18 protein-coding genes are annotated in these 10,103 nt (G+C 67.3%); 15 read left to right on the top strand and 3 right to left on the bottom strand.

Annotation, left to right across the window (positions count from 1 at the left end; genetic code table 11):
• Positions 1-8 precede the first annotated feature (8 nt).
• From ALI144C_RS45045 to ALI144C_RS45035, 3 genes are all read right to left on the bottom strand, one after another.
• Positions 9-1,097 carry a site-specific integrase gene (locus ALI144C_RS45045; protein ID WP_168211508.1) on the bottom strand — a complete coding sequence of 363 codons (1,089 nt, stop codon included), beginning with the start codon at positions 1,095-1,097 and terminating at the stop codon, positions 9-11.
• Between the two features lie 165 nt (positions 1,098-1,262).
• Entirely contained in the window at positions 1,263-1,592 is a 330-nt protein-coding gene (locus ALI144C_RS45040) for a hypothetical protein (RefSeq protein WP_143231246.1), read from the bottom strand.
• Positions 1,593-1,745: 153 nt separating this feature from the next.
• Positions 1,746-2,366, bottom strand: coding sequence for a hypothetical protein (locus ALI144C_RS45035; RefSeq protein ID WP_076993376.1), 621 nt, complete (start codon positions 2,364-2,366; stop codon positions 1,746-1,748).
• Positions 2,367-2,569: 203 nt separating this feature from the next.
• Here ALI144C_RS45035 and ALI144C_RS45030 point away from each other — a divergent pair, with 203 nt between their 5' ends.
• The 15 genes from ALI144C_RS45030 to ALI144C_RS44965 all read left to right on the top strand — a co-directional run bounded on the left by ALI144C_RS45030 (position 2,570) and on the right by ALI144C_RS44965 (position 9,830).
• Entirely contained in the window at positions 2,570-2,905 is a 336-nt protein-coding gene (locus tag ALI144C_RS45030) for a helix-turn-helix domain-containing protein (protein ID WP_076993375.1), read from the top strand.
• Positions 2,902-3,114, top strand: a complete 213-nt coding sequence (locus ALI144C_RS45025) for a hypothetical protein (RefSeq protein ID WP_076993374.1) — start codon at positions 2,902-2,904, stop codon at positions 3,112-3,114. The genes ALI144C_RS45030 and ALI144C_RS45025 overlap by 4 nt, the downstream gene beginning before the upstream one ends.
• A 110-nt stretch (positions 3,115-3,224) precedes the next feature.
• The gene (locus ALI144C_RS45020; protein WP_076993373.1) at positions 3,225-4,010 is read left to right on the top strand and encodes a hypothetical protein; all 786 of its coding nucleotides are present in this window, start codon (positions 3,225-3,227) and stop codon (positions 4,008-4,010) included.
• Positions 4,007-4,567 (top strand): hypothetical protein, encoded by a 561-nt coding sequence (locus tag ALI144C_RS45015; RefSeq protein ID WP_076993372.1) that lies wholly within the window; start codon positions 4,007-4,009, stop codon positions 4,565-4,567. Before ALI144C_RS45020 ends, ALI144C_RS45015 begins: the two co-directional genes overlap by 4 nt.
• Positions 4,564-4,848 (top strand): hypothetical protein, encoded by a 285-nt coding sequence (locus tag ALI144C_RS45010; protein ID WP_143231245.1) that lies wholly within the window; start codon positions 4,564-4,566, stop codon positions 4,846-4,848. Before ALI144C_RS45015 ends, ALI144C_RS45010 begins: the two co-directional genes overlap by 4 nt.
• 64 nt (positions 4,849-4,912) lie before the next feature.
• Positions 4,913-5,116, top strand: coding sequence for a hypothetical protein (locus ALI144C_RS45005; protein ID WP_143231244.1), 204 nt, complete (start codon positions 4,913-4,915; stop codon positions 5,114-5,116).
• Positions 5,109-5,366, top strand: a complete 258-nt coding sequence (locus ALI144C_RS45000; protein WP_076993369.1) for a helix-turn-helix domain-containing protein — start codon at positions 5,109-5,111, stop codon at positions 5,364-5,366. The genes ALI144C_RS45005 and ALI144C_RS45000 overlap by 8 nt, the downstream gene beginning before the upstream one ends.
• A 1-nt stretch (position 5,367) precedes the next feature.
• Complete coding sequence (locus ALI144C_RS58585; RefSeq protein WP_269086738.1) at positions 5,368-5,493, top strand: hypothetical protein; 126 nt, start codon at positions 5,368-5,370, stop codon at positions 5,491-5,493.
• Positions 5,490-5,717 (top strand): hypothetical protein, encoded by a 228-nt coding sequence (locus ALI144C_RS56075; protein ID WP_076993368.1) that lies wholly within the window; start codon positions 5,490-5,492, stop codon positions 5,715-5,717. The genes ALI144C_RS58585 and ALI144C_RS56075 overlap by 4 nt, the downstream gene beginning before the upstream one ends.
• Positions 5,714-6,643: a PD-(D/E)XK nuclease family protein gene (locus tag ALI144C_RS44990; protein WP_076993367.1), complete on the top strand. Its 930-nt coding sequence runs from the start codon at positions 5,714-5,716 to the stop codon at positions 6,641-6,643. Before ALI144C_RS56075 ends, ALI144C_RS44990 begins: the two co-directional genes overlap by 4 nt.
• Complete coding sequence (locus ALI144C_RS44985; protein WP_076993366.1) at positions 6,643-7,803, top strand: recombination directionality factor; 1,161 nt, start codon at positions 6,643-6,645, stop codon at positions 7,801-7,803. Before ALI144C_RS44990 ends, ALI144C_RS44985 begins: the two co-directional genes overlap by 1 nt.
• Positions 7,803-8,171 (top strand): response regulator transcription factor, encoded by a 369-nt coding sequence (locus tag ALI144C_RS44980; protein ID WP_076993365.1) that lies wholly within the window; start codon positions 7,803-7,805, stop codon positions 8,169-8,171. The genes ALI144C_RS44985 and ALI144C_RS44980 overlap by 1 nt, the downstream gene beginning before the upstream one ends.
• Positions 8,168-8,653: a hypothetical protein gene (locus tag ALI144C_RS44975; RefSeq protein WP_143231242.1), complete on the top strand. Its 486-nt coding sequence runs from the start codon at positions 8,168-8,170 to the stop codon at positions 8,651-8,653. The genes ALI144C_RS44980 and ALI144C_RS44975 overlap by 4 nt, the downstream gene beginning before the upstream one ends.
• Positions 8,650-8,982 carry a hypothetical protein gene (locus ALI144C_RS44970; protein WP_143231241.1) on the top strand — a complete coding sequence of 111 codons (333 nt, stop codon included), beginning with the start codon at positions 8,650-8,652 and terminating at the stop codon, positions 8,980-8,982. Before ALI144C_RS44975 ends, ALI144C_RS44970 begins: the two co-directional genes overlap by 4 nt.
• Positions 8,979-9,830, top strand: a complete 852-nt coding sequence (locus ALI144C_RS44965; RefSeq protein ID WP_076993363.1) for a DUF2303 family protein — start codon at positions 8,979-8,981, stop codon at positions 9,828-9,830. Before ALI144C_RS44970 ends, ALI144C_RS44965 begins: the two co-directional genes overlap by 4 nt.
• Positions 9,831-10,103 lie beyond the last annotated feature (273 nt).

Here is a 10,103-nt window from a genome sequence, read left to right as displayed (position 1 = left end):
CCCTGTGGTCAGGCCGGACGTTCGGCCACATTGTCGTCGGCTGCGGTGTTGCCATCGGCCGCCCCCTCCGGCGTCGACGGGTCCCAGTCGCCGAACGCACCTTCGATGATCTCGGCGTTGCCGTCGTTCGCGACCTCGCGCTCGAGGTAGTTGTCCTGCGTCATAGACACCCGGACGTGGCCGAGCTGGTTAGCAACCTGCCGGGCAGTAGCCCCGCCGCGGTCCAGGATGGTCGCCACAGCGCGCCGGAAAATATGCGAGACAACCCACCCGTACCCGATCAGCGCCCGAACCTCGCGCAACACCCGGCGGGTGTTGCTCGGATCTCGCCAGCCGCCGTACCGGTCCGGAAACACGGGACCGGTCGTCGGCTTGCCGGCCGCCAGCCACCGGCGCTTCAACATGGCCATGCCGAAACCTGGGAGGCCCATGATCCGGTCGCCGGTTGCCCGCTTCAGGTTCTCGACCCGTTTCAGGCCCTTCCCCTTGACACGGATAATGCGCCAAGCGAACTCGACCTGGTTGGTTTCCCAGTTGACGTTCTCCCAGTCAACGGCCAGCGATTCGCTGATCCGGACACCGGTCGCGGCGTGCATCGTGGTCAGATCGGGCAAGTCCCAACGCGCGGCTTTAGGGTGGTCCACCAGCTTGCCGTGAAAATCGATGATCTCGGCCGGTGACATGCCCCGCTTGGCCCGTTTCGTTTTCACCTCGATGGAGCCGACATCACGCATCGGGTTAGCAGACATGGCTGTCCTCGGCACGCCGAACGCGCACATGCCCGACAACACCGACCGAGCCATCTTGGCGTTCGACTTACTTGTTCTGCCGATGGCCACCAGTATCTCGTGCATGATGCCGACGCCGCCGTTCACTGCGTCGATCTCGCGGCATCGCAGGTCGCCGACAGCCTTCTTCAGGTGCCGTTCCCACATGCCCTCGTACTGGTCCAGGGTGGTCGGTGAACGCTGGCCTTCTTCGACCAGTCGCCGGAACTCCTCGAAGTACTTCTCAGCGAGCAGCGTCACCTTCATCTCGCCCGTGAACAGCCCACCAGAACCGGCGGACTTCGACCGGTTGGCGAGCGCCTTCTTCAATGCGGCGATCGCCTTCGCCTTGGTCGATCCATGGCGTTTCACCGGCCGAGTCACGCCGTCGGCGTCTCGGTACTGCGCCCTGGCCAGCCACCGGCCGTCGCCGAGGTCTTGGGTGTAGATCTCGCCGTACGTGCCGATGGCAAGCGGTGGCCTGGGCATAGTGGATCACCTCCTCTTATCGGTTCCTGACCTCACGTTGTCCTCCAGCAGGTCCGCGAGCGTGGTCAACCGCTGTTCGCGACCGGCCCGTTCGACGGCTCGCTCCACTCGCTTGACGGCCCACCTGGCGATGGGCAGTGCGCCCGCCAGCACGAAGTAGCCGAGCCAGCAGACGGTTGCGGTGTGCTGCACCCAGGACCGCGGCGCCGGGTTCGAGTGGGTCGTGATTTCCAGCCAGCCGAGGACGCCCGCAACTACGGTCAGTAGCGCTGCCGATCCCAGCAAGAGCCAGCGCCAGCGACCGACGGTTTGCAGACCTTTCGGCATGTCAGACATTCGCTCACCTGCGACTTTCCACGAGAGCGCTCCCCAGCCAATGCGCAATTTGCTTCGACAGTTGCTTATCGGTGGCAATTACGCAGTCGTACGAAGTTCACTCGTTCGAGTGAATCCGTAGCACAGGTCAGCTAACTGTCGGTCACGATTTGATCAACGGGGGAAGCGGTCGCCCTCGTCAGCTGGTTCGATGTCGCGCGCCTCGTCGATGGCCTCGCTGTGGCGTCGTCGCAGTTCAAGTGCATTGAGCAGGAACCGCTCGCCCGCCGCCTGGCCGACGAGCTCCTCGACGAGCGCGGACACCGCGACGACAGCCGACCGCGGTGCGGTCAAGAGCCACTGCTGATCCATCTCGGCCACGTGGCCGGGCAGCTTCCTGCGACCTTCGAGGATGTCCTCCAGGCCGACAGCATCGACCCCAAGCACCTTCGCCAGGGCAGCTTCCGCGCGCGACTGCCGCTCACCGGCTACACCTTGCCCACTCGGGGGCAGGTCGTTCGGTGGGATCGGCCCGCCTTCGAGAATCATGCGCGGGGTGTCCTCGGTCCAGTGAGGAAGGGCTCGACCGATGGCGTGAAGGATTTTCTCGGTCACGCTTTGCGCGTTGTCCTTCTTGGACTCGACGGCTTCGAGGCTGCGGACGCCGATACCCGCGGCTTCGGCGAAGCTCGGTCGGTACGGGTGGCCCGCGGCTTCCCGTGCTCGGGTGACTGCGTCCGCCAGGCGGTGCCGACTCTCGATTGGGTAGTCGGCGGTGCGCAGTCTGCGGGCCACAGGTACAGCATGCCGCAGAGTTCCGCAGACTGCCAAACGCCGACAACTGCGACGTCGTGCGCGTCTTCGTTGCCTGTATCGCTCCCCTACGATTCTCATGGTCCGCAGAGTACCGCAGACTTCCGCAGAGTTGCAACGCGTAACCGCAGAATTGCGGGATTGGGATCTTGACCAATCCCGCAGAATCCCGCAGACTCTGCGGCATGCCGAAACTCCGAAGCTCCGCAGTGCGCCACCGGATGGCCGAGCTCGGTGTGAGTTCGGAGACGCTGGCCGAGAAGACCGGCATCCCGTGGGGCTCACTCCGCAACGCCATCGCCGGTCGCGATCCACTCCGCTTGCCCCGGATCTACGACCTCGGTCGCCTGCTCGCCCGCGACGGCGAACCAGCCCGGGAGGTCGTCGCCGACATCGTGGGCGACAACAACGGCGGCCTGCCCGACCCGCCGCCCGACCAGACCAAGCCGAAGCCGAAACCTGAACGGCGCAAGGAGCCCGCCGAGAAGGGGCCGAGGCGTCCCGTTCGAGGCGCGGCATGAGCGAGACCACGCTGCCGCGCATCGCGTGGCGGGCCACCGAGTTCGCCCAGATGGTCGGCATGTCCGCCTGGCAGGTGCGCAAGCTCTGCCGCGACGGCGAGATCCCCGGCGCTGAGAAGTGGGGCGACGCCTGGGTGATCCCGGACGCCGTCGTTCAAGCGATCAAAGCCGGAACCATCCCCGCGCCTGGACAGAAACAGGCGTCATGACCTGTCGGGGCGTGCGACAGACGGCCCGACTATCGCCTGATTTCCAGCCGCACAACGAGAAGCGGCCCGGTGCTGTGAACACCGGGCCCGATCAAGGAGAGGAAGCCTCCATGACCATCACGGATGGTACCCAGCACGCGCAGCGGGTGGAGCGCGTGTGTGCCCTGCCCGCGCGGAACCGGGACGTGCCGGTGCTCACGGCCCAGGAACTGAACCGGGTCTGTGCCGACCTGGTGGAGCGCCTGGCGGACTACTCCGGAATCCACGAGGAGAGTCTTCGGAAGCGTCTGGTGGCGGTGTTGGACCAGCTGCACACCCACGCGCTGCTGGCGCACTTGATCCGCAGCATGGATTTCGACCGCTGGCACGGCGCCCGTTTGCTGGGCGTGCTCGTCGACGAGGCCGACGACGACGTGCTGCGTTGCTTCGGTGGCGCCACTCGGGAGGCCCTGCTCGACAACCTGCACCGCATGGCCCTGGCCGATGAGCAGCGGTTGGCCGTGCTGGAGCGGCAGGTGGAGATCCGGATCACGGCCCGCGTCGCGCGTCGGATGCTGGACGTGGTGGTGCAGTCGTACGGCCGAAAGCACGACGTGAACGACGGCGCCTGCTCGTACGTCTGGGACGGCGCCCCGATCTGCATGGTCGGCGTCGCGCTGTACCTGCTCGGCGTGACCGAGCACGAGCTGGCCGAGATGGACCGCCAGGACACGCCGGGGATCGCGGTGGTGGTGTTGCCCGCGCGGGTGCGGATGACGCAGGCAGCGCGGAAGGTGTTCGCGGCGGCGCAGCACGCGCAGGACTTCGGTATGGACCGCGACGGTCTGTCGTGGGGTGAGGCGCTCGACCTCGCGCTGGCGGTCCGGCCGTACCAGCGGATGGCGGTGTCGGCATGAGCAACTCCGACCTGGCCAAGAAGCTCGCGGCGATCGCCGACGCCCTGTCCGAGTACGACCATCTGCCTACTTTGGGACACGTCTACGTCCACGAGCAGACCAGCAACGTCACGGTCGGCTGGGCATTGTCGGATGATCTGCTGTTGCGTCACGCGTGGGTCAAGGTCTTCGACGTGCCGATCGTTCTCACGATCAGTCCAGACAGCGCATCCATCGCGATCCAGTTCGAGCTGGGCGGGCTGCCTATGACGATGCGGGATCACCTCCACGCCACCGAGACGGTCGAGTTCCTCACGCAGCACGTAGGCGAGGGAACGGCGACGTTGACGCCCGATCAGTTCGGTGAACTGGCTTCCCTGTTCACCGCGTCAGTGGACGATCGCCGGTGGGTGGCCGCGCACAGGCGGAATGTCGAACTGAGCAAGGGCTACGGCGCGCGGGAGGAGGACGCTGTCACCTGGGCCGACGCGAAGACCATCGAGGATCACGGACCCCGTCCCTCGACACTCACCGAGCAGCACGCGGACACCCATGCTGCGGGCGGTGGTCCGTCTTGACTGCCCCGAGTGTGTTCGTAGTGGACGGTATCGAGTATCGCCATCCGGCCTGGTTCAACGAGCCCGGTGTGGACACCGTCCGGTTCGCGGTGGACCTGCCCGAGGAACACGAGTGCTGGCCGAGCGTCGGGGACTGCGAGTTCTGGGTGCTGGCCGATGACGTGGACGAGGTCGCGGAAGCGGCGAAGATGCCGAGTCGCTCCGAGTGCGTGGCCACGAAGGCGTACCGGTGGGGGCCAGATGACCCGATGGTGCGGTTTGGCGGTGGTCGTCGTGACTAGCCACGCCAAGCGGGTTACACACCCATTGGTACGCAACGCATTCGAGTTGTGCGGGGACATCATCGTGGGCGCCGGTCGGCTTCTTGCGCCGCTCTCCGACCTGATCGCCCGGTTCGCGCTCGGCGTGCTGCTGACCGTGGTAGCCCTCCTGATCGTGGTCGGTTCAGCGTTCGCGGTCGGCGGGCCAGCCGCGGTGTTCATCGCCCTGTTCGGCGGGTTCGGTGTCGCTGCCGGTGTGGCGGTACGGCTGGGTGATCCTCATGGCTGACACGAACCCGTCCCCTGTCGACAAGGTGTTCCGGGAGAACCTGCAGCGGTTGCGCGACGAGCGCAACCTGACGCAGCAGGACGTGGCCGTGCAGATGCGGACGCGCGGCCATGGCTGGCATCAGCCCACCGTGTACAAGGTAGAAACCGGGCTCCGGCGAGTATTCCTCGCCGAAGCGCTTGCGCTGGCCGAGATTCTCCGCGTCGACCTCGACACGCTGCTGGGTGCACGTGTCGTCGAGGCGGTCTGACATGGCCGACGACCACCGCCGCGACTACGGGCCCGCCGGATGCGCCGAGAACTGCGCAACTCGCGGCGCGACGCTGCTGTTCGTCGCGGTGGTGGTCTGCCTCATCCGGAAACGAGGCGGCCAATGAACGACATGATCGCAACGACATGCGGATTCGGCCTGATCGGCATCGCCACCCTGATGTGCGTGTGGCTGGTGTTCGGGCCCGTCGAGGACCAGGCGCCCGTCGACGAGCCGGAGCGCGAGCCCGACGTCCCGCCGCCGTGCTGGTGTCGAGCGTTTGGTCAGGAAACCTCTACCTGCTACTGCGTCGGGTTCGACGCGGATCCGAAAGGGACAGAACGACCGTGACAACGTCGGAGGACATCCGGCTCGGCCAGGAAGCGGTCGACGTCGACAAGCCGAGCGATGGTGACCTGACCCTGTGGTCGGTCACCACGGTGCTCGGCGTGCTCGACAAGCCCGCGCTGCTCTACTGGGCCGCTGAACAAACCGCCGACGCCGCGATCGACAACCTCGCCACGTGGCAAGCGATGCTCAACGACCGGGGCCGCACCGAAGCCGTGAAGTGGTTGCGCGACGCCAGGTTCCGGCGACCACGCAACTTGCTGAGTGCGGCTGACCTGGGCACGGTGGTGCACCACCTCTGCGAGTCCTACGCACTGACCGGCATCCGTCCGGACAAACACGCGATCGCCACCGCGATCCGGGTCGAAGGCGGCGACCAAGTCGACATCCGTGCCGAGGGCCCGGTCGTGTTGACCATGCTGGACCAGTTCGACCGTTGGCTGCAGCGCTTCACCCCGGCGTACCAGGCGACCGAGGTGTGCGTGTACTCGCCGACCTACGGCTACGCCGGGCAAACCGACGGGTTCCTCACCATCGACGGCGTCCGGTTCATCATCGACTACAAGACGTCCCGGGAACCCCGCGACTCGAAGGGGCAACCGAAGACCCCCTACCCCGAGCAGGTCGCGCTCCAGCTGGCCGCGTACCGGCACGCCGAACACGCCGCGGTGTGGCGGCCTCGGAGGCTGGAGAAGTTCCGGCGCCGCTACTACCTGCTCGGCGAGGCCGAGCGGGCTATGGCCGAACCGGTGCCCGAGGTTGACAGCGGCCTGGTCATCCAGATCACGCCGGAGGCTTGCGAGGCGTACCCGATCCGGTGCGACACCGAGGTTCACGAGTCGTTCCTCTACACCATCGAAGCGTTCCGCTGGACCTCCGAGACGAGCAAGACGGTCATGGGTCCAGCGCTGGAATCGAAAGGCGACTGATGCCGATCATCGACTTGCAGCGGCGGCTGGCCGAGGCCGGACGGATCCGGATTGGCCAGCAGGTGCCGACCGGCAATGGCCGGTCGCGACCGGAGAAGCTGGAGACGTTCCGGCTCACCAGCAGCGACCAGCACCGGATCCGGCAGGCTGCGGACTTGTTCGGCGGGGAGGCCCGCCCCTGGTCAGCGCCTGCCGGCCAGCAGTGGGAAGTCGTGACGACGGCCGACGCGATCGACGTCATTGTGCCGCCGTCGGACATGTCGTTCTCGCAGCACTACGAACTGTGGTCCGCCGGTGGGTGCCAGCGTCGGTGTGACGGCGGCACCGAGTCGATCAGCGACGGGCCGTGCGTGTGCGATCCAGACGCCCGCGAGTGCGACATCCACACGCGGCTATCGGTGATGCTGCGGGACCTGCCGGGCTTAGGTGTGTGGCGGATCGACACCCAGGGCTACTACGCGGCGGTCGAGCTGCAGGGTGCGGTCGGCGTGATCCAGATGGCGGCCGGTCGCGGGCAGATGCTCCCGGCTCGGCTGCGGTTGGAGCAGCGGCAGGTGAAGCGTCCCGGCCAGCAGACGCGGCGGTTCGCCGTGCCGGTGCTGGACGTCGAGGTGTCGCCGGGCCAGCTGATCGGCGGGGGTACGGAGGTGCGGCAGATCTCGGCTGGTGTCGCCGAGCAGCCGGTGGACGGTGCGGCTCGGTTGACGCCGGTGCCCGCGTCGTTGCCTGCGGCTCCGGTGGCGTCGGTGGCCGAGCAGGCCGCCGCGGCGAACGAGCCGAAGACCCGCGCGAAGCGGAAGAACTCGGCCGCGCCGATCCCGTCGACCGGTCTGAAGCCGCGCACGGCCGGGCAGGCGGCCCGGCCAGCGCCTGGCGCTGTATCGGAGGCCGCGCCGGTGGCAGAAGAGATGATCACCCGTGCCCAGCAGAACAAGCTGCATGCCCAACTTGGTGAGTTCGGCATCAACGAGCGCCCCGACAAGCTCACCACGGTCGGTCTGCTAGCCCGCCGCCCGGCAATCACCTCGTCGAACGACCTGACCAAGGCCCAGGCATCGACAGTGATCGACGTGCTTGAGCGGGCGCTGGCTGACGTGGACCCGCCGAAGGCGCTGGACGGCGCACTCGCGGCGGCCGAGGCAAACGAGGACGGTTCGTGATGGCGGCCCGTGCGCCGTTCGGCGGGCCACTGTCCGAACGCGAACTGAACGCGCTCGAAGGGATCTCGCACGGCTACACCAACGACGAGGTCGGCGCGCAGATGTTCGTGTCCGGCGCGTCGGTCAAGGGCTACTTGCGCGCGGTGTTCGACAAGCTCGGTGCACGCGACCGTGCGCATGCGGTACGGCTCGGCTTCGAGGCCGGTTACCTCACCCCAGGCCGCCCGGAAGTGGCCAACGAGGACACCGTCGTACGGATCCCGCAACAGGCTTCCGCTCGCGGCCCGATCCGGAAGCCGCCGCACTCGGCAGGGTGCTGGGTCGATCGCGTTTGCCGGTGCACGAACGGGCAGGCGGTGACGCTGTGAGCGCCTCCATCGGCAAAGCCAACAGGAACAAGGGAGCCAGGGCCGAACTCGCCGTCGTGAAGTGGCTGCGCGAACACGGCTGGCCCGGCGCCGAACGCGCGATCGCAACCGGCCATCGGTCCCGGGTCCGTGAGCGTGCCGACCTCGGCGACGTCACAGGCACACCGTGCCTCGTCTGGCAGGTCACCGACCGCGCCGACATCGAGCAGGCCGCGGTGTTCGCGCGCCGCATGGTCGACACCGAGCAGCAGCGCCAGGCGGCCAACGCCGACTACGGGTTCCTCGTCCAGCGGCGCCGGAAGTTCGGCGACGCCGGGCGGTGGTGGGTGCACCTGACCGGCAGCGGCTTCGCCGAGCTGCTCACCGAATACAAGGCGCCGGAGTTCGAGGCCACAGTACGGCTCACCCTCGCGGACCTCGTCCGGCTCCTTCACCGAGCCGGGTACGGCACAGAAAACACGACACCACAGGAGAACCGGTGACCATGACCGAACCGTCCACAACCGACACGGAGCCGACGGCGTTCTCCGTGTTCTTGGCGCAACACGCGAAGGGCCGCACGCACGACGAACTGTCCGAGAAGCTGCGCGACCTGATCCTGGCCGTCCAGGACATCGGCAAGGCAGGCACGCTCACGCTCAAGATCGGCGCGAAGCGGGTCAACGACGGCCAGGTCGAGCTCGCCGCACAGGTCACCACGAAGCTGCCCGACATCCCCCAGGCGTCGATCTGGTTCGCCACCGCCGACGGCGACCTCACCCGCGACGACCCGTCCCAGATCGCCCTCTACGAGGAGAACAGAAACCGATGAACCCCGACACCGAGAACCTGGTCACCGCGGCCGCCGACCTCGGCCGCCGCGACACCGACCGCCTGCTCGACGCGTACGAGCTCGACGAGGACCGCTCGCTGATCGTGTCCCGCATCCGCACCGACGAGCACGTGGTCGTCACCGACCTCGAACCGCAGTTGGCCGCGCCGCGTCGTGCACGCGGCGGTGCCGCGCTGCATGACCCCGGCGACTTCGCCGCCTACGTGAAGCGGCTCGCCAACCCGCAGCACACCAGCGTGTGGGCCGACATCGAAAGCGGCCGGGTCACGGCGGTGCTCGACGACCACGCGCACGTGAGCCTGCCCGGGTGGCGCTCTCACACCGCGCACCTTGCCCTGCAGCCGGATCCGGACTGGCAGGCATGGACGAAGCTCGACGGGCAGTTGGTCGACCAACTGCAGTTCGCGGAGTTCCTCGAGCAGCGGATGCACAGCATCATCAACCCGGCCGCCGCCGACATCTACGAGGTAGCGACCAGCCTGCAGGCCAAGCGCACGGTGGCGTTCCGCTCTGGTCTGCGGCAGAAGTCCGGCGACGTGACGTTCACCTACGACGAGCAGACCACCGCCCAGGCCGGGCAGAAAGGCCAGCTGGAGATCCCGGACCAGTTCGTGATCCGGGCGGCGCCGTTCGCGTACGTGGCGCCGGTCGAGCTGACGGCCAAGCTGCGGTACCGGATCTCCAGCGGAGACCTGCGGATCGGATACCAGCTGTTGCGGCCTGAGGAGATCCGGCGCGACGCGTTCTCCGTGATCGTCGGCGAGATCCGCGGTTACCTCGGCGACGAGCTGCCGGTGTTCCTCGGCTCGGTGCCGAGGCTGACGTGAACACCGGCAAGGAGTCCTCGGCGCGTTCCGGCGCGCCGAGGGTTCCCGGCCCGGTCAGGTTCAGTCTGAACACCGTGCGTTCTGCTGAGTGCGGTACCACTGTGCGAATTCAGTGGGTCGTGCGACCGGGCCAAACAGGTAGCGCCGATGGTGATCCAGGCGACACAGTCGGGAGGCCGCAATTAAAAGGACTTTCCGCAGGCCCACGGTCCTCTATTCGGGTCTTCGAGAACATTCCTTGCAGATTATGGAAATCCATCGTCATATCGAGCG

Origin of the sequence: Actinosynnema sp. ALI-1.44 (assembly GCF_001984155.1) — a bacterium.
Lineage (GTDB): Bacteria > Actinomycetota > Actinomycetes > Mycobacteriales > Pseudonocardiaceae > Kibdelosporangium.
This window is presented reverse-complemented; position numbering and strand designations above follow the sequence as displayed.

Excerpts from the sequence above, each read along its gene's own strand:
- ALI144C_RS44965 (WP_076993363.1), top strand. The coding sequence starts at position 8,979 with ATGAACCCCGACACCGAGAACCTGGTCACCGCGGCCGCCGACCTCGGC.
- ALI144C_RS45040 (WP_143231246.1), bottom strand. The coding sequence starts at position 1,592 with ATGTCTGACATGCCGAAAGGTCTGCAAACCGTCGGTCGCTGGCGCTGG.
- ALI144C_RS45000 (WP_076993369.1), top strand. The coding sequence starts at position 5,109 with ATGGCTGACACGAACCCGTCCCCTGTCGACAAGGTGTTCCGGGAGAAC.
- ALI144C_RS45015 (WP_076993372.1), top strand. The coding sequence starts at position 4,007 with ATGAGCAACTCCGACCTGGCCAAGAAGCTCGCGGCGATCGCCGACGCC.
- ALI144C_RS45020 (WP_076993373.1), top strand. The coding sequence starts at position 3,225 with ATGACCATCACGGATGGTACCCAGCACGCGCAGCGGGTGGAGCGCGTG.
- ALI144C_RS44985 (WP_076993366.1), top strand. The coding sequence starts at position 6,643 with ATGCCGATCATCGACTTGCAGCGGCGGCTGGCCGAGGCCGGACGGATC.
- ALI144C_RS45025 (WP_076993374.1), top strand. The coding sequence starts at position 2,902 with ATGAGCGAGACCACGCTGCCGCGCATCGCGTGGCGGGCCACCGAGTTC.
- ALI144C_RS56075 (WP_076993368.1), top strand. The coding sequence starts at position 5,490 with ATGAACGACATGATCGCAACGACATGCGGATTCGGCCTGATCGGCATC.
- ALI144C_RS58585 (WP_269086738.1), top strand. The coding sequence starts at position 5,368 with ATGGCCGACGACCACCGCCGCGACTACGGGCCCGCCGGATGCGCCGAG.
- ALI144C_RS44980 (WP_076993365.1), top strand. The coding sequence starts at position 7,803 with ATGGCGGCCCGTGCGCCGTTCGGCGGGCCACTGTCCGAACGCGAACTG.
- ALI144C_RS45030 (WP_076993375.1), top strand. The coding sequence starts at position 2,570 with ATGCCGAAACTCCGAAGCTCCGCAGTGCGCCACCGGATGGCCGAGCTC.